The sequence below is a fragment of the Flavobacterium petrolei genome, assembly GCF_003314435.2.
GTDB lineage: Bacteria > Bacteroidota > Bacteroidia > Flavobacteriales > Flavobacteriaceae > Flavobacterium > Flavobacterium petrolei.
This window is the reverse complement of record NZ_QNVY02000002.1, coordinates 11708-31070: the sequence shown is the minus strand read 5'-3', so window position 1 is coordinate 31070 and position 19363 is coordinate 11708. Positions and strand designations below refer to the sequence as shown.

At 34.0% G+C, this 19363-nt stretch carries 15 protein-coding genes; 9 read left to right on the top strand and 6 right to left on the bottom strand.

Annotation, left to right across the window (positions count from 1 at the left end; translation table 11 throughout):
- The first annotated feature begins 130 nt into the window (after positions 1-130).
- The gene (gene clpB, locus DR871_RS06575; RefSeq protein WP_113666073.1) at positions 131-2734 is read left to right on the top strand and encodes an ATP-dependent chaperone ClpB; all 2604 of its coding nucleotides are present in this window, start codon (positions 131-133) and stop codon (positions 2732-2734) included.
- 132 nt (positions 2735-2866) lie between these two features.
- Here the strand turns inward: clpB and DR871_RS06570 are convergent, their stop codons facing one another.
- Positions 2867-3328 (bottom strand): OsmC family protein, encoded by a 462-nt coding sequence (locus DR871_RS06570; protein WP_113666013.1) that lies wholly within the window; start codon positions 3326-3328, stop codon positions 2867-2869.
- A 199-nt stretch (positions 3329-3527) separates the two neighbouring features.
- Between DR871_RS06570 and DR871_RS06565 the strand changes: the two genes are divergently transcribed.
- The 3 genes from DR871_RS06565 to DR871_RS06555 all read left to right on the top strand — a co-directional run bounded on the left by DR871_RS06565 (position 3528) and on the right by DR871_RS06555 (position 7414).
- A complete protein-coding gene (locus DR871_RS06565; protein ID WP_113666014.1) occupies positions 3528-4397 on the top strand; it encodes a DUF808 domain-containing protein in 870 nt (289 codons plus the stop codon).
- A 454-nt stretch (positions 4398-4851) separates the two neighbouring features.
- Positions 4852-5763, top strand: a complete 912-nt coding sequence (locus DR871_RS06560; RefSeq protein WP_113666015.1) for an Abi-alpha family protein — start codon at positions 4852-4854, stop codon at positions 5761-5763.
- A gap of 577 nt (positions 5764-6340) precedes the next feature.
- Positions 6341-7414 (top strand): serine hydrolase domain-containing protein, encoded by a 1074-nt coding sequence (locus DR871_RS06555; protein ID WP_113666016.1) that lies wholly within the window; start codon positions 6341-6343, stop codon positions 7412-7414.
- Between the two features lie 41 nt (positions 7415-7455).
- Here the strand turns inward: DR871_RS06555 and DR871_RS06550 are convergent, their stop codons facing one another.
- The 5 genes from DR871_RS06550 to rpsF form a co-directional block, all read right to left on the bottom strand.
- Positions 7456-7737, bottom strand: a complete 282-nt coding sequence (locus DR871_RS06550; protein WP_113666017.1) for a hypothetical protein — start codon at positions 7735-7737, stop codon at positions 7456-7458.
- Between the two features lie 518 nt (positions 7738-8255).
- Positions 8256-11408, bottom strand: coding sequence for a TonB-dependent receptor (locus DR871_RS06545; protein WP_113666018.1), 3153 nt, complete (start codon positions 11406-11408; stop codon positions 8256-8258).
- A 99-nt stretch (positions 11409-11507) separates the two neighbouring features.
- Positions 11508-11948, bottom strand: a complete 441-nt coding sequence (gene rplI / locus DR871_RS06540) for a 50S ribosomal protein L9 (RefSeq protein WP_113666019.1) — start codon at positions 11946-11948, stop codon at positions 11508-11510.
- 65 nt (positions 11949-12013) lie between these two features.
- On the bottom strand, positions 12014-12310 hold the full coding sequence (gene rpsR / locus DR871_RS06535; RefSeq protein WP_007138295.1) for a 30S ribosomal protein S18: 297 nt from the start codon (positions 12308-12310) through the stop codon (positions 12014-12016).
- A gap of 5 nt (positions 12311-12315) precedes the next feature.
- Positions 12316-12657, bottom strand: a complete 342-nt coding sequence (gene rpsF, locus DR871_RS06530) for a 30S ribosomal protein S6 (RefSeq protein WP_113666020.1) — start codon at positions 12655-12657, stop codon at positions 12316-12318.
- A 166-nt stretch (positions 12658-12823) separates the two neighbouring features.
- Here rpsF and DR871_RS06525 point away from each other — a divergent pair, with 166 nt between their 5' ends.
- From DR871_RS06525 to DR871_RS06505, 5 genes are all read left to right on the top strand, one after another.
- Complete coding sequence (locus DR871_RS06525) at positions 12824-13519, top strand: LytR/AlgR family response regulator transcription factor (protein ID WP_113666021.1); 696 nt, start codon at positions 12824-12826, stop codon at positions 13517-13519.
- Positions 13520-13950: 431 nt separating this feature from the next.
- A complete protein-coding gene (gene gcvT, locus DR871_RS06520) occupies positions 13951-15033 on the top strand; it encodes a glycine cleavage system aminomethyltransferase GcvT (protein WP_113666022.1) in 1083 nt (360 codons plus the stop codon).
- 6 nt (positions 15034-15039) lie between these two features.
- Positions 15040-17082 (top strand): carboxy terminal-processing peptidase, encoded by a 2043-nt coding sequence (locus tag DR871_RS06515; protein WP_113666023.1) that lies wholly within the window; start codon positions 15040-15042, stop codon positions 17080-17082.
- Positions 17083-17096: 14 nt separating this feature from the next.
- Positions 17097-18131 carry an LIC11966 family surface protein gene (locus DR871_RS06510; RefSeq protein WP_129752533.1) on the top strand — a complete coding sequence of 345 codons (1035 nt, stop codon included), beginning with the start codon at positions 17097-17099 and terminating at the stop codon, positions 18129-18131.
- 60 nt (positions 18132-18191) lie between these two features.
- Positions 18192-18905, top strand: a complete 714-nt coding sequence (locus DR871_RS06505; RefSeq protein WP_113666025.1) for a YebC/PmpR family DNA-binding transcriptional regulator — start codon at positions 18192-18194, stop codon at positions 18903-18905.
- The last annotated feature ends 458 nt before the right edge of the window (positions 18906-19363 follow it).

The following is a 19363-nucleotide window of genomic DNA, read 5'->3' as shown; positions in this document are numbered from 1 at the left end:
AGACATTTTGACTTTCAAACATGATAAAAATCATGAAATTTCTGTCAATTTGTCTGTATTATTGTATTGGAATATAAATTGAATATTGATTCGCAAAGTTAGTCAAATAACCACAAAACAATATAACATCATGAACATAAATAAATTCACCATCAAATCGCAGGAGGCCATACAGCTTTCGCAACAATTGGCACAAAGCCAAGGACAGCAACAAATAGAAAACGAACATATTTTCAAGGCTATTTTTGAAGTCGATGAAAATGTGGCGCCTTTTATTTTAAAAAAATTGAACGTAAATGTGCCATTATTTCTTCAAATTTTAGATAGCACGATTCAAAGTTTCCCGAAAGTTTCCGGTGGCGAAATAATGCTTTCCAGAACTGCAAACACGACGCTTAATGAAGCTGAAATTATCGCTAAAAAAATGAATGACGAATTCGTTTCTGTGGAGCATTTAATTTTGGCCATTTTTGATTCAAAAACCAAAGCAGCCCAAATATTAAAAGATCAAGGCGTAACCGGAAAAGGCCTGAAAGCCGCAATAGAAGAATTGCGAAAAGGCGAAAGAGTAACTTCGGCATCTGCTGAAGAGACCTATAATTCATTAAATAAATACGCCAAAAACCTCAACGAACTGGCACGATCCGGAAAACTCGATCCTGTTATCGGTCGTGACGAGGAAATTCGCAGAGTGTTGCAAATTTTAACCCGAAGAACTAAAAATAACCCAATGCTCGTGGGAGAACCCGGAGTTGGGAAAACTGCCATTGCCGAAGGATTAGCACACCGAATTGTTGATGGCGATGTTCCTGAAAACCTGAAAGATAAAATCGTGTATTCTCTTGATATGGGAGCATTGATTGCCGGTGCCAAATACAAAGGAGAATTTGAGGAACGATTAAAATCTGTGGTGAAAGAAGTGACTTCTGCCGAAGGCGATATTGTTTTATTCATCGACGAAATTCACACACTAGTAGGTGCCGGCGGTGGCGAAGGTGCTATGGATGCGGCGAATATTTTGAAACCGGCCTTGGCTCGCGGAGAACTGCGCGCTATTGGAGCAACCACATTAGACGAATACCAAAAATATTTTGAAAAAGATAAAGCATTAGAAAGACGCTTCCAGAAAATAATGGTCGAAGAACCGGATACCGAAAGTGCGATTTCGATTTTGCGTGGAATCAAAGAAAAATACGAAACGCATCATAAAGTTCAAATCAAAGACGATGCTATTATTGCGGCTGTGGAATTATCGCAACGGTATATTACGAACCGCTTTCTTCCGGACAAAGCTATCGATTTGATGGATGAAGCCGCTTCTAAACTGCGTATGGAAATCAATTCGAAACCCGAAGAACTGGATGTTTTGGATCGAAAAATCATGCAACTGGAAATTGAAATTGAAGCCATTAAACGTGAAAAAGACGAAAGCAAACTCAAAATTCTGGGTATGGATTTGGCCAACCTCAAAGAAGACCGCAACGAAATCTACGCCAAATGGAAATCAGAGAAAGATGTAGTCGATAATATTCAAGCCGTAAAAACGGAGATTGAAGACTTTAAATACGAAGCCGAACGTGCAGAACGTGAAGGCGATTATGGAAAAGTAGCCGAAATTCGTTACGGTAAAATCAAAGAAGCCCAAGAACGTTTAGCTATTTTGCTCAAGGAATTACAAGAAAACCAATCGGGAACTTCGTTGATAAAAGAAGAAGTGACCCGCGAGGATATTGCTGAAGTTGTGGCAAAATGGACTGGAATTCCGGTGATGAAAATGCTACAGGGCGAAAGAGAAAAACTGTTGAAACTGGAAGATGAATTGCATCACAGAGTTGTAGGACAGGAAGAAGCTATTGAGGCAGTGAGTGACGCCGTACGCAGAAGCCGTGCCGGGTTACAAGATATGAAGAAACCAGTTGGAACTTTCCTATTCCTCGGAACAACGGGAGTTGGAAAAACAGAATTGGCGAAAGCCTTAGCCGAATATCTGTTTGACGATGAAAATGCGATGACCCGTATTGACATGAGTGAATACCAAGAACGCCACAGTGTAAGTCGTTTGGTAGGTGCGCCTCCGGGATATGTAGGTTATGATGAAGGCGGACAATTGACCGAAGCCGTTCGTAGAAAACCGTATTCAGTAATTTTATTGGATGAGATTGAAAAAGCACATCCTGATACCTTCAACATCTTGTTGCAAGTATTAGACGAAGGAAGATTGACAGATAATAAAGGACGTTTAGCCGATTTTAAAAACACGATTATCATCATGACTTCGAATATGGGAAGTCAGATTATTCAAGATAAATTTGATAATTTGAAAGGAAGTGTCGAAGCCGCAACCGAAGCTGCAAAAGTAGAAGTATTGGGATTATTGAAACAAACGGTACGTCCTGAATTCATTAACCGTATAGATGAGATTGTAATGTTCACGCCATTGACCTCTGAAAACATTGCCCAAATTGTAGGCTTACAACTAAAAAGTGTTACTAAAATGCTCGCGCTTCAAGGCATCACGATGGACGCAACTCCGGAAGCTATTGCCTATTTATCTGAAAAAGGATATGACCCGCAATTTGGCGCCAGACCGGTGAAAAGAGTCATTCAAAGAGACGTGCTCAATGAATTATCCAAAGAAATTCTATCTGGAAAAATAACAACAGACAGCATTGTTCTAATCGATGCTTTTGATGGAAAACTGGTTTTTAGAAATCAAACAGAATTGGTTTCTTAATCAAATTATAATAAGATGAAAACCAGTCGAAAGGCTGGTTTTTTTATGCCTAACTTTTTTATAATAACTAACCAACTGATTTACTTGCTACTTTATAATTAGTCCCGAAAACAAAGTAAAAACGTCTTCGAATTAATTTTCAATTTCACAAGTTGGAAAATGCAGAATTGGAAAATTACACGAATTGGCTATAAAACAGAGTTCATTCGCTTTTTTGTGTAAGCTAATCGCTTCTTCTATCTTTTCTTTGTTGCTAATACCAACTTTCGGATTCAGTTTAATAGCAATAAAACGTCCGCTTCCGTCTTCCAAAACCTCGAGAGTCGCCTCTGCTTCGTCTGTATAAGAAACCACATCTATCCCATTTTGTTTACAAACATATAAGTAAGACATCATGTGACAGGAAACCACACTACTCAATAACAGGTCTTCAGGATTGTACAAAACCGGATCTCCTTTGAAAGCTTTAGCAGCCGAAACATGAAGAACAGCCTTGCCGTCAATTGTTATGGCATGACTTTTAGAATAGGTCATCGATTCCTTTTTAGAAAAAAGCCAATCTAATTTGGCTCTAAATACATGTTTGAACCCCATAATTATTTTTATTTCAAAAGTAACTAAAAACAGTGGTACTCATGCCGAAAGATTTTGAGTGAATATTAACTAAAAATTCATCCCTTTTATAAATAGAGTAAATAAAAAAAGTTTTAGATTCGCAGGAATAAACAAACATAGCGCCAGAACAGATTATCGTTAAAAAAAATAATCCAGCGCAGTTTCTAAAACAATCAAAATGGCATCAGGTTTTTTCGCATTATTAGATGATATCGCAGCAATTATGGATGATGTTGCGGTAATGAGCAAAATAGCAGCTAAAAAAACGGCGGGTATATTAGGCGATGATTTAGCCGTAAATGCGGAGAAAGCTTCCGGATTTGTTTCCTCTCGAGAACTTCCTGTCTTGTGGGCTATTGCTAAAGGCTCCCTGCTCAATAAAGTAATCATTCTACCCATCGCTTTTCTGTTGAGTGCATTTTTGCCCATAGCTGTAATTATAATCTTAATCCTTGGCGGACTTTATTTAGCCTACGAAGGTGCCGAAAAAATATACGAATACTTCTTTCCTCATGAGCATGCAAAACCTGAAATTTCACTGGAACCATTGACTGAAGCACAAATTCTAGCTTTTGAAAAAGAAAAAATAAAATCAGCCATCGTAACTGATTTTATCCTTTCCGTTGAAATCGTAATTATTGCATTGGGAACCGTAATAGGAAAACCCATTTCATCACAAATAATAGTTGTTTCCATCATTGCACTCATAGCAACCGTGGGCGTTTACGGTATTGTAGCCCTAATTGTACGCATGGATGAAGCGGGTTTAAAACTGATTCAACTGAGTTCTAAGGAAGGAAGTTTTACAAAAAAATTAGGTACTATTCTGGTACAAGCCTTGCCAAAAGTCATCAAAAGTTTATCCTTTATAGGTACCATCGCCTTACTGTTAGTAGCAGGTGGCATATTTGTACACAACATCGGTTTTTTACATGGCGTATTACCCCAATTACCTTCCATCCTAACTGAATTTTTAATAGGACTTGTATTTGGTGGAATTGTTTTGGGAATTGTTACGCTGTTCAAAAAAATCATTGGCAAAAAGTAAGCAACAGTTGAATACACTTTAGCCGCATACATAATTTAAAAACAAGAAGAACATCAGTCGAAAGGCTGGTGTTTTTTTTTTATGTCTTTTTTTAGGAGCAGAACATTTCTAATTTTTCATCACGAGTTGTCCCGCTGTCCGCAGTATCTTTTTATAAAGCAACCCTATCGGGTTGCATTTATAAAAAGGATACCTGCTCCCATCGGGGCTATTTGACAACGAGTTTTTTTCAGAATAAAGTTTTCGAAAAAAGTGCTTTATTAAAGTTTAGAATCTCTTATAAATCATATTGGAATAAAAAAATTGATTTATAATTTGTAAGAAAATTTTATTATATTTGAGAAAACATAAAGCGAAATAGACCTTCGCCAATCTACCCATTTTTGGGTGTAGATACGAAGGTTTGTATTGCCTATAAACAAGTTATAGGCTATTTTAAAAAACAGACAACTAAATGGAAAATAAAAAATTTGACATTACTTCAACGGTTTTAGAAAAAGGGATAGACACCGCAAAATCTTTTTTAGATAAATTAATAATGCCTGCAATTGAAGAAACTGGACTTTTACTGAAAGACCAAGTAACAATGTGGAAATTTAAAAACCAAGTAAGAATGTTGAACAAGGCAAAATTGCATTGTGAGAAAAACAAAATTTCTCCAAAGACAATTTCCTTGAAGTTATTATGCCCTTTACTTGACTACTCTGGACTTGAAGAAGATGAAGTTTTACATGACAAATGGGCAATTCTTCTATCGAATATGGTTGACTCTGAACAAAACATAGAAAATCATGTTTTTCCATACATACTTAGCCAACTTTCTAGCAATGAGTTTTTAGTTTTAGAAAAAGTGTATGATGAAAAAATAGCGAGAGTTGCTATGCTCACTAAAGAATTATCGGAATTTAAGGAATCAAGATCTCAAATCGAAAAAGAGCTTGAAAAAAAGCTTGAAACAATAGACATACAAATTCAACAAATTAAGGAAATAACTAAGAATCATTTCAATGATGAAATTTGGGAGTTACAAAAAGAGAGACGGAAAATTGAAGGTCAACAAAGCTCAATTAAATATAAAGAATCTGGTCTAAATTATCAAATCAGAAAACCTGAAACAATTCCTTATGACAGTTTAAAAGAGTTTGAATTATCTAATGTAATTCGCCTTGGACTTGTCAAGGAGGAGAAAGAGTTTTATGCAAACTCGCAGACTCTTGAAATCCCTAACGACAGAGAATATGACCGAAGTTATATAAATGTGGACTTAGATATTCATGTTGAATCAAACACTGACAACATTCTGACAGAACTTGGAGAACTATTCATTAATGCTTGCAAAGACAAGCAGCATAAAAACAGCCTATAACAGCCACTACAACGGATTTGGGCAATTGGCTTAATGGGAACTTGGTTTTGTATTTGGAAAATTTGGCAAATCCGTAAATAGGGCTTAATTTAGTACCAAACCCTCTTTAGTTGGGGGACGCTAAGGAATATACGAAAAGTAACACGGGATTTTTAATAAACAATAGAATTAATTATATCATAACTAAAAAGAATTAATTATGGGAATATGGATGGCAATAGGTTTAGCAATTGTTTTTATAGGTTGGATTTTGTACCGACTTTTAATTAAAAAAGACTTAAGTAAAAATTTAAACAGTCTATACCTTGGACTATTTTTTATAGGAATATGGGTATTATTCTATTTTTTTATTGTTGAATATTTTTAAAAATCCTGTGTTTTAATGACTGTATAAATGCAGAAGTCGAGAAATCAGAATTAATTATGCCCCCTGCTAGCGCGAGCGTCCCGCTCGTGAACACTAACAAACGCAAACCAACAATAAATTTTAACCACCAAACCACTGTCCCGCTCTCCGAAGTCTCCTGACTTCAGGCTTCAGACTTTTTAAAACCAGCCAAATAAAACAGAATAATATATGAAAAAAATAATGCTACTCCTTGCCTATTTTACTGTTTGCAATGCTACTTATTCTCAAGCTGAAAAAGTTGATGTTGCGATAAAAGACTTGATGCAAAAAAATAGAATTGTTGGTTTGCAATTAGCCGTAATTAAAGATAATGTGATTATTAAAACAAGTCATTACGGCTTAGCATCAGTTGAAGATTCGATTGCGGTTGATAGCCAGACTATTTTTAGCATTAATTCTATTACTAAAGCATTTACAGGAGTTGCGATTATGCAATTAGTCGAAAATAGTACATTAAATCTTGACGAACCTATTTCAAAATATTTGGATAAGCTGCCTAAAACATGGCAAAATATTACGGTAAAACAAATAGTAACTCATCAATCAGGGCTTCCTGAAATTTGGGATTCACAAGGAAATATGTTGTCTGAAAACAGTGAAACTTTATTCCAAAAAATAAAAGAATTGCCTCTTATTTTTAAACCTGGTAAAGAATTCAGAGACAGTCAAGCGAATTACCTGCTGCTTGGAATGCTTATTGAAAAAATAAGTGGACAGCCATTTGAACAATTCATTACAGAAAACCAGTATAAAAAAGCGGGAATGAAGAATTCTATCAAAGCTGGGGTAGGCGATTTTTACAACATAATTAAGCACTCCGCAAAGCCGTATTCTTATTTTAGAAATAATGTTCTAACTAATGTGTATCAACCAATGCCTTCAAATTTGTTTCCAGCCGGCGGAATCTATTCAACAGCAACTGAAATGGCACAATGGATAATCGCATTACAAAGTAATCAATTAATTAATGCCGAAAATCTAAATACGCTTTGTACTCCAATACGATTAGATAATGGAGAAATATATCAAGAAGACGGTTTTCTGAATCAAAGTTCGATTGGTTTTTATTCCTCTTCAAGAGACAAAAACCCTGTAATTGCCTCTCTCGGTGGTAATAGAAATGCTTTGTATATTTATCCAAAAAATAATGTTTCAGTAGTGATTTTGACAAATTTAGTAGGTTCTCGTCCAGAAAATTTCATCGAAGAAATAGCAAATTTATACCTAACAGCGGAAAAATAACCTGTAAAAAAAATGACTTTCCTTTACAGGCAATTAGGACACTAAAATAACTTATATATTCTATGAATTGGGATCATCACTCCTTGTTTTAACATCACATTTTTGTCTGTAACGCCCCAAACGGTAGTATCTACTACTTTTTTGGATTCTGTATCCTCAAAGAAAATTTTAATTTTCGAATGCTCTAAATTCCCAAGCGATAACGCTCTATTGATCTCACTTATTCTGGTTTTTATTTCATCAACATCGTCAAGAACATCTGTTGTTGGAAATTTAAGAAGAGCGATGTCTTCTTTATCAATGCTTTTGAATTCGTCTGTCATTATTGAAAAAATTTAATTAATTATAAAGTATAGTAGTTTACCAATGCAAAAGTTAATCAATGTCCTTAAATTAATTTACGGCTTGTGGGATATAACCAATTGCATCTGAAACCGCAAAATAGACATTAGCATTGCAAAGTAATAAATTCATTATTAGCCAAAAACCTTAAAACGTATTTGTGCTCCAATACGATTGGATAATGCAGAAACAAATCAAGAAAACGATTTTCTAAACCAAAGTTCTATTGGTTTTTCTACAACTTCAAGAACTAAAAACCCTTTATATCCAGAAGATACTGTTTCAGTACTTAGTTTAATATATTTAGTAAGTTCACATTCTCAAAACTTCATTTAAATTATAGCGAATCATAACCAAAAGATTAAAAACAACTAATCCTACCATTAGAAAAGATTGCTAACACCATGTAAATTTAATAACTAGCAATCAAAAATTACTTATCTAAACATAAAAAAGCCGTCTCAAATTTTGAGACGGCTTTTTTATGTTTTATTTAGTTTTAGAAAATATATCTCACTCCAAACTGTGCTTGCCATCTTGAAGCTAAACTAGCGTCATAACTAAAAGTTTTAGTCTGATCACCATTAAAAGTATAAGTTGGAACTTTGTTCACAACGTTTACACCTATTGGTTGAACACTGTTAGGTTGTTGAATTAAACCCCAATCAGAATTCAGTAAATTTCCAAGATTTAAAACATCAAGACTCAATTGAATCGTATTGACTTTTTTAGAAGCACCAACTTTAAAGTTATAATCTTGTAGCACTTTAAAATCCCATTTTCCTCTCCACGGTGCTAAAGCTCCGTAACGTTCTGCATATTGACCTCTTCGTCCACTTAAATAATTGTCTTGATTAATATAACTATCCAATGCCGCACCTTGACCAGCACCAGAAAAAGTCATAGTAGCAATTTCAGCAGTTGTTGGAATATAAATTAAGTCATTTCCAAACGCACCATCATTATTAATATCTCCACCATATGTATAGTTAAAACGTCCTCCTTGAGCATACTCAAAGAAAGTAGACACTGTAGTTGCCCACTTATCATCAGTTCCATATTTCCATTTTTTGGACCCTACACCAATAAAACGGTGCGTATCTCCATATTTAGAATTAGAAAGTTGATCGTTATTTACATTTCCTAATGCAGGATTAAAATTGAAAGCATCCCCAGTAATCTCAGCTTCTATTGAATTAACATCCATTGATTTCAAATAGTTATAAGCAACACTTGCAAACAATCCATTATCAAACGTTTTTTGAACTTTTACCGACGTATTAAATGCACTTCCTTTATTAGAATTAGTCAATACATAAGCGTGAGAATCTGCTGGAAAACCAAAATCAGTCCAAACACCTTTATCAGCTGCGGCATAAATTGGTCTATCATCTGCACCTACTAAATTGGTAGTTGGTGTTTTCAATCCCCAATCCTGAACGTGCACAGCGTTTAGATCTTTATTATAGGACATATCAACAGTCAATATATAATTTCCTTCAAATTTATGATCTAAGCCTAGACTTGTTCTCCAAACTTGAGGAAATTTAAAATCAGTATCAACAACTTGATAGAAGAATGGATCAATTCCACTTACTTGATTTCCTATCCATACAAATGGAAGTCTTCCTGTAAAAATTCCAGTTCCACCGCGTAATTGAGTTGTTTTTTCACCATTAGTATCCCAGTTAAAACCAACTCTTGGAGACCACAATAAAGCATTTCCTGGTAATACAGTCGAATTTAGATTTACAGTACTTCCGTCTTTAGGATCATAATAATTGATTCCTGGTAAATATCCTTCGGAATTATCTGTATCAATAAATTTTTGAATATTTTCTGCAGTGTTAAAATACAATGGCTTATCAGCTCTTAATCCGTAAATTAATTTAAAATTATCAGTGATATTCCATTCATCTTGTACGTAAAATGCCAATTGACCAACAGTAGTTTCTGATAAATTCCAACCTCCATCAGTTCCTGCTTCTAATTTATTTTTGGCATCAAAAGTAGCTTGGGCATTTGCAAAAGCTGTTGCATAATATCCATTGTTTATATTGTCTGTAAATCCAGCCATATCAACACTTCCAAAAACATCAAAACCATACCCTTTTAAGTTGAATGAATTTTTGAAAATGAATTTTTCAAAAGAAAAACCAGCAGTAAAGGTATGATTTCCTCTTACAATGTTCATATTGTCAGTAATTTGCAATACTTTTTGATCCAATCTGTTATTGATAGAAAATGGTTCGTGTCCAGCAATAATATATGGCGAACCGTCTTTTGTTATACTAATAACTGGAGCAGGAGCAGAAAAAGGATTTCTAAAATCATTAAAATGAGTATAACCCACTTGCAATTTATTAGAAATTGTTTCTGTAAATTTAGAATTCAATTCAACTAAAAATGAACTAATTTGGTTATTAATTTGATATCCAGAATTTTCAAATTGCATTGTATTATTATCTGGTCCTCTACGACGAATAGCCGTAGGATGTGCAGGTTTGTCTTTGGACGCATCAAGGAAATTATAAATAACAGCCAATTTATGATCGTCATTAATATTCCAATCAAACTTTACAATTCCTTTATTAGAATTGGAGTAATGGGTGAAACCTTGATAAGAACCCGAATTATAACCTAATTTTCCCAATTCAGTAGAAACATACATTAAATCTGTTGCTAATACTCTAGATTCATTTACTCCTATTGTGCTATTACCATCATTTGCAACAACATTTGATCCTGAATCACTACGTTTATCGATTTCAAAATTTGTAAAAAAGAATAATTTATTTTTAACAATTGGTCCACCAATACTAAAACCAGCTTGATTTTGCTCTAGCGAAGGAACGAAGATCTTTTCTCCTTTTATTTTGTTTCCGGTCATATCTTGGTTTCTAAAAAAACCGTACGCTGTACCATGAAATTCGTTTGTTCCTGACTTCGTAACTGCATTCACCGATGCTCCTGTAAAACCTGATAAAGTCACATCATAAGGAGCCGTAGCCACTTGGATTTGCTCAATTGCGTCTAATGAGATTGGCTGAGCTCCGGTTTGTCCTCCAGGAGTTGCAGCATCTAACCCAAAAGGATTATTAAATACAGCTCCGTTTAAAGAGAAATTATTAAACTTGTCATTTCTACCACCAAAAGAACCACCACTTGCAGTAGGCTCTAGTCTGGTGAAATCTGAAGCTGATCTTGATATTGACGGTAATGTAGTCAATTCTCTGCGTCCAACAGTTGTTTCGGCACCGGTTCGTCCACTTGAAAAAACTTTATTCTTTGCACCAGTAACTTTCACTTCATCTAATTTCTGACTTTCATCTTTCAAAAGAACATCCAGACTAAAAACCTTCCCTAAATCAAGATAAACATCATTGAATTCTTCACTTTGATAACCTACAAAAGTTACTATAATTTTGTAAGGACCACCAATTCTCATATTCAACATACTAAACCTTCCATCTTCATTTGATAAAGCGGAATACTTAGATCCGGTTGGAGTATGAATTGCCAGCACTGTAGCTCCGGGCAGCGTCTCGTTGTTGGAGCTCTTCACAAGTCCTTTAATACTTGAAGTAGTTGTTTGCCCAATCACTGAGTAAAAACTACTAAAAATTAGTAATAATGTAATTAATTTTCTCATTTGTTTGAATTTGTGTTGTTTGTGGCGCGAAATTAAACAAAAAAAAATCACTCCGAAGAGTGATTTTTTATATTTTATTAACAATATGTTAACTAAAAATTATTTTTCAGCAACAATTTCGTAATCTAATTCAACAATAACATCTCTGTGCAAACGAACACTAGCATTATATTTACCAGTACGTTTAACGATTCCGCTAGTGATGAATTTTCTTTCGATTTGTTGTCCACCTTTAGCTAAAGCTTCAGCGATATCAATATTCGTGATTGAACCGAATAATTTTTCACCACCTGCTTTTGCGAAGATTTTAATTTCGATAGCTTTCAAAGCTTCAGCTAATGCTTTTGCATCTGCTACCACTTTAGCTTCTTTGTGCGCTCTTTGCTTTAGGTTTTCAGCTAATACTTTCTTTGCAGAAGAAGTAGCTAAATGTGCATGACCTTGTGGGATCAAAAAGTTACGACCGTAACCGTTTTTTACCGATACAATATCATCTTTAAATCCTAAGTTTTGAACGTCTTGTCTTAATATAAGTTCCATGTTGTTGTCCTTTGTTATAGAAGTTAGGTTTCATGTTTCAGAAAACCAACAACTGAGTTAAATTATTATTTTAGTAAATCAGCCACATATGGCATTAAAGCTAAGTGACGTGCTCTTTTCACAGCAACTGAAACTTTTCTTTGGTATTTTAATGAAGTTCCTGTTAAACGACGAGGAAGAATTTTCCCTTGCTCATTTACGAATTTCAATAAGAAATCAGCATCTTTATAATCAATATATTTGATACCTGATTTTTTGAAACGACAATACTTTTTAGTTTTGTTTGTTTCTATATTTAAAGGAGTAAGATATCTGATATCTCCGTCTTTTTTTCCTGAAGCCGATTGTTGTAATGTTGCCATGATAATTAAGCTTTTGTAGATTTTAATTTAGTTCTTCTTCTTTCAGCCCAAGAAATAGCATGTTTATCAAGACTAACAGTCAAGAAACGCATAACTCTTTCGTCACGTCTAAATTCAGTTTCAAAAGCAATAAGAATTTCTCCAGATACTTTAAATTCGAAAAGGTGGTAAAAACCACTTTTTTTGTTTTGAATTTCGTAAGCCATTTTTTTAAGACCCCAATCTTCTTTCGACACCATTTCTGCTCCTCTACTAGTAAGAAAATCTTCAAATTTGCTTACTGTTTCCTTTACCTGAACTTCAGATAAAACGGGATTTAAAATGAAAACAGTTTCATAATGATTCATAAAAATATATTTTATTTGTTATTTTGGCTGCAAAAGTAATCAATAATTCTTAGCAAACAACACTTATTTCATTTTATTCGATGTATGGTAAAAAAAATCGGCTCTGATAATTTTTTTTTAATAAAAAAGTATTATGTTTACGTAGCCAAATCTAAAATACAAAATTATGAAACTAAACTGTGTCGTGGTGGATGATAGTTCTATCCAAAGAATGATTATCGCTAAGTTAGTTAATAATCATCAAAATTTAAACTTAATAGGTGATTTTTCTAATGCAATCGAAGCAAGAAGTTGTATGTCTATCCATAATGTGGATTTAATTTTTCTTGATATCGAGATGCCTGTTATTAGTGGCTTTGATTTCTTGGATGGATTAAAAGTAAAACCACAAATTATTTTCATTACTTCAAAGGCTGAATATGCCATGAAAGCATTTGATTATGATGCTACTGATTACCTTCAAAAACCAATTGCAATCGATCGCTTTAATGCGTCGGTTAAAAGAGCAATAGATTTTCATTTGCTCAAAAAAGAAAATAAAGAGGAAGAAGGTGAACACATATTCATAAAAAGTAACTTAAAAAAATTGAAGATTTTTACTTCAAAAATAAAATGGATTGAAGCTTTTGGCGATTATGTAAAGGTAGTTACTGAAGATGACAGTAATTTAGTTCTTTCAACCATGAAATCCTTTGAAAACGATCTCTCAAAAGAAAAATTCATTAGAGTACACAAATCCTATATTATAAACATAGACAAAGTTGAACGCTTTAACAGCAAATTCGCTGAAATTGGTATTACAAAAATTCCTTTAAGCAGGAATAAAAAAGAAGATTTGGTAAAAGCATTGTCTTTTACGTAACATTCTAACATACAAATATATTAGCCTACAAAAATTAGAATCCCTAACTTTATCTAACTACTAAAAATTCAGCGCTTTACTTTCTGTAAATCATTATAAATTAAAGACCTCTAAAGTTTTCAACTTTAGAGGTCTTTTTATAAAATACCAATTAGATTTATCGAATGAAAAAAAACAATTTAAAAATTAAATCCAAGAAAACCTCATTCTATTTCCTAAAAATAGAAGGTTTATTTAACAATAATTGTGAGTAATTAGAGTCTAAAAATTAGTTTATAGCCAATTTTGTTTTTATGTACCGCCTATAAACCGAGAGAATAAAGTATCGTTTCTTTCGAAAACGTTTGAAGCCTCAAACTTTGCCCTTCACAACTTTGTTACCCGAAATAAAATTGATAATTTAGCCCAGTCAATTTATATACATAAATACAATGAAAAATACTGCGCTTACGCACATACACGAGAGTTTGGGAGCAAAAATGCTTCCGTTTGCCGGATACAATATGCCTATTTTATATGAAGGAGTGAATGCAGAACACGAAACGGTGCGCAATGCCGTGGGTGTTTTTGACGTATCTCACATGGGTGAATTCCTGCTTACGGGTCCAAATGCATTGGCATTAATTCAAAAAGTGACTTCAAATGATGCTTCGACTTTGACCATTGGAAAAGCGCAATATTCTTGTTTGCCAAATAATGATGGTGGAATTGTAGACGATTTGCTAGTTTATAAAATGAAAGAGGAGCAATATTTATTAGTCGTAAATGCTTCGAATATTGATAAAGATTGGGATTGGATCTCGGCTCAAAATGATTTGGGCGTGGAGATGAAAAACCTATCGGATGATTATTCTTTATTAGCTATTCAAGGGCCAAAAGCGGTTGAAGCAATGCAATCATTGACTTCAAAAGATTTATCTGCGATTCCGTATTACCATTTTGAAGTGGGTGAATTTGCCGGTATTGAAAACGTAATTATTTCGGCTACAGGGTATACCGGTTCTGGAGGTTTTGAGATTTATTGTAAAAATTCAGAAGTAGAACAAATTTGGAATAAAGCTTTTGAAGCGGGTGCGGCTTTTGGCATCAAGCCGATTGGTCTTGCGGCTCGTGACACGTTACGATTGGAAATGGGCTTTTGTTTATACGGAAATGACATCAACGACACTACTTCTCCACTGGAAGCTGGATTGGGATGGATCACAAAATTCACAAAAGAATTTACTAATTCTGAAAATCTAAAAAAACAAAAAGAAGCAGGAGTTACCAGAAAACTAGTTGCTTTTGAAATGCAAGAGCGTGCGGTGCCAAGACACGATTACGAAATTGTAGATGCTTCAGGAAACGTGATCGGGATTGTAACTTCAGGAACGATGTCGCCATCGATGAATAAAGGAATTGGAATGGGTTATGTAACTGTTGAAAACAGCGCTTTGGAAAGCGATATCTTCATCCGAATCCGTAAAAATGATGTTCCTGCCAAAGTGGTAAAATTACCTTTTTACAAGAAATAAAAATAAATGAACAAACTTTCACTAGCAATTTTGCTTACTACATTTTCACTTTTTGGTCAAAATGACGCAAAAACTTGTGAAACACTTTCTAAAATAAACACATTATTACAACGTGAACATTATCAACCAAAACCGATAGACGACAGTTTATCGGTTTTTGTTTTTGATAGTTTTTTGGATGCTTTGGATTCGAACCGAAACTTATTCACCAAAATTGAATATGAAAAACTTTGCGAACACAGACTCCAACTGGACAATTACTTATTGCAAAACAATTGTTCGTTTATGAATGATTTTGTTGCTGCATACACTTTGGCTTTAAACAGAAAAAAGAAAGTTTTAGAGAAAATACAAAAAGAACCATTTGATTACAAGTCAAATGATTCTGTAAAATTTTCGAAGAAAAAATTTCCTTTTGATTTAGTTGCAACAGATTTAGAACGTGTTTGGAAAAAGAGAATTCGGTATGATATCCTGGAAGATATTTCAAAGCTAAGTTCAAATTTAGATTCGTTAAATCAAAATTTCTCCACTCTCGAAAAAACAACTAAAATAAAGTTATTTGATGCTAATTTGTGTCAGGTAAACAGTATTTTAGAGACTAAAGGCCGAATAGAAAGTGATTTACAGAATACTTTTTTGAATTTGTTTTGTACCTATTTTGACCCACATTCGAATTATTTTTCTTTAGCTGCAAAATCAAGCTTCATGTCGGGTTTGTCTACCAGCACGCTATCATTAGGCCTAAATGTAGGTTTTAATGAAAAAGAAGAAATCGTTGTGCAGGAAATAGTTCCGGGCGGTCCCGCTGCAAAGACTGGTAAGTTTGAAAAAGATGACACCATTCTGGCCGTTTCCAATACCAAAGGCATTAGCTATACCGTTTCCTGTTCTTCCATTGAAAAAATTGGAGAATTAATTTTTTTAGATTCCAATACTGATATAGAATTAACCATTCAGAAAAAAAACGGAGCTGTCATGATTGTATTTCTTCGAAAGCAAGTAATGAAAGCGACAAATAATGTAGTGTATAGTTTTATTGCCGAAAAAGAAGCTAAAATAGGTTATATCAATATTCCCAGTTTTTATTCGAATTTTGATGGAAATTCCGTTCAAGGATGCGCTGATGATGTTGCCAAAGAAATTGTAAAACTTCAAAAAGACAACATTAAAGGATTAGTGATTGACCTCCAGAATAATGGTGGTGGCGCTATTCAGGAAGCGATTAAATTAGCGGGAATGTTTATCGACATAGGTCCTTTATCGGTTTTAGTAGACAGCAAAGACCAGCAAACTATCTTGAAGGATTTTAATCGTGGCAGCGTTTACAATGGTCCTTTAGTAGTGCTGATAAATGGGAATTCCGCTTCAGCAAGCGAGTTTTTTGCAGCTGCTATTCAAGATTACAACCGCGGAATGATTATCGGGAGCACTTCGTTAGGAAAAGCTACGATGCAGGCTATTTTGCCTTTGGACGAAAAAAACCAACAGGATTTTGTAAAAGTAACAATTGAAAAATTCTACAGAGTTTCCGGCAAAAGCCATCAAATACAAGGAATTATACCAGATATTGCGCTACCGATTTTATTTGACAGTATTACTCCTCGTGAAGACAGTTACAAAACAGCTTTGAAAAATGATATCATTACTACCAAAGCGAGATTCAGTCCTTTGCCACGAACTTATTTCCCACAACTAACAGCATTAAGCCAAAAAAGAGTAAAAGCAAATGTTCGTTTTAACGAAATTAATACAGCTAATGAACAGATTAATGCACTTTATAACAATCCTAAAAAACCAACACGATTAGTTTTTAAAGATGTGTTTGATGATGTACATGAAATTGACTCCCTATGGAGAAAAGTCAAAAAAATAGTAGAAAGTGAAAGTGATTTTACTCTTTCGAATACTTCCTATGATGTAGAGAATTTAAAATTCGATACTTTTCAGCAAGAAAGTAATACTTACAAAATTAAAAATTTAAAAAACAGTCCGTATTTAGAAGAAGCAATTGCAATACTGAATGATTACAGAACTCTAATCAAATAAGTCAACCCTAAAATATGAAATCAACCTTTACCCTGCTCTTACTTTTGCTCGTTACAACGTTTACTAATGCTCAGGAATTCAAAACACCTGTTGACTATTTGAATTATATCAGCAAGGAAACTGATATAATTTCCCGCACAACTTGGAAATACACTTCGGCAGTGGCACACAGCAAGAATGCCCGAAAAATTGATGTGACACGAAAAACGTTGGTGAAAAGCATACAGAATGCAACTAAAAAAATAGAAGCACTGAAAGACGGTTACAAAGGTGATATGGAATATAAAAACCAGCTCCTAACCTATCTCGCAATTTCTGAAAAGCAAATCAATCAGGAATATGAGAAAATAATAAACATGCAGGAAGTTGCAGAGCAATCCTATGACTTTATGGAAGCATTTATTATGGCAAGAGATCTAGTCAATACTAAAATTAATGAAGAAGTCGATAAATTGAATGTCAACCAAAAAAGATTTGCGACTAAATATGGGATTCAAATTGGGGAAGATAAAAGTGAATTGGGTAAGAAAATGAAAATATCTAACGAGGTTTTTGAAAATCACACCCAATTATATCTAATCTTTTTTAAAGTGAATTTCACAGAATCGGTATTGATGAAAGCAATTGCTGATAACAATTTGAATGCAATTCAACAAAACAGCAATGCTCTGGAACAATATTCGAATGAGGGTTTTGAAAAACTAAAGACATTTCAACCTTATAAAAACGATTTAATGCTTGTAAATGCTACCAAAAAAGTATTGGAATTCAGTAAAAAAGAAGCGTTAGAATTTGTACCGGGAGTTGTTGCTTTTATGATGCTGAACCAAAAATTTCAGGAAAGCAAAAAAATTATGGACGACAAAGCCGCAAATGCAAGATCTAAAGCAGAAATTGATAATTTTAATTCGCTTGTAAACATTTTGAATAAAGAACTAGGAACTTACAACAAACTGAATACAAAGTTCAATACAGAGCGCTCCAACGCTATCAATAACTGGAATACAACCGGAACAAATTTTATTTCGAAACACGTTCCAATTGATTAACAAAAATATTTGAAAAAATAACTAATAACTGTATTTTTGCAGTTCAAAATAAGAAATAAAATGGGAAGAGCGTTCGAGTTTAGAAAAGGAAGAAAAATGAAACGTTGGTCAGCAATGGCTAAGGCATTTACCAGAATTGGAAAAGATATTGTAATGGCTGTAAAGGAAGGCGGACCAAATCCTGATGCCAATTCCAGATTAAGAGCCGTTATCCAAAACTCTAAGGCCGTAAATATGCCGAAAGAAAATGTGGAACGCGCCATTAAAAAAGCAACTGATAAAGACACAGCCAATTATAAAGAAGTATTATTTGAAGGATATGCGCCTCATGGAATTGCAATTCTGGTTGAAACTGCAACTGATAATAATAACAGAACGGTAGCTAATGTTAGAAGTTATTTTAACAAATGTAATGGTACTATGGGAACGCAAGGTTCTGTAGAATTTATGTTTGATCACACCTGCAACTTTAGAATTCCAGCAAACGGAATTGATCCTGAAGAATTAGAGTTAGAATTAATCGATTTTGGTGCTGAGGAAATTTTTGAAGACGAAGACGGTATATTGATTTACGCTCCTTTTGGAAGTTTTGGAACCATCCAGAAAGAATTAGAAAATAGAGGATTGGAAATTCTTTCTTCTGGATTTGAAAGAATTCCGCAGATCACAAAGAAATTATCAGAAGCAGAAATGGCTGACATCGAAAAGCTAATTGAAAAACTGGAGGAAGATGATGATGTAATGAACGTGTATCACACTATGGAAGAAGCATAGATTTCCTATGTGGACATGCTAACTTAGCAATCAAACAGAGTTAACAAATAATCTTAGCTTATAAAGAGTAACAGTACCTTAGTTGTATAATTGGCGCAAAAAATTCGAGATGTTTCGAGAAAGGAGCTTTCCTGGAAAAGGAAATTTAAAACTAAGTCCCGAACTAGAAAAATTAACGAATTGGAAAAAAGACTCAAAACGCTGATTTATATTGAGATACATTAAAAAAGAAATTGCCCTTTTTTCCAAGAGTGCTCGATGATTTATAGTTTCATTCAAAACAATGAACAACTATAACCAATTAAAAAAAAGTGAAAGTGTTTCAAGTGAGGAATGGAAGATGTTACCGATGCAAAAAACAACAATCACTGCAAGCCAGCAACGATAACGAAGTCCTATAATAACAATAGCACTTCGGAGTATTGGTTATAAAATTTCAATACCCGAGCGATAGCGAA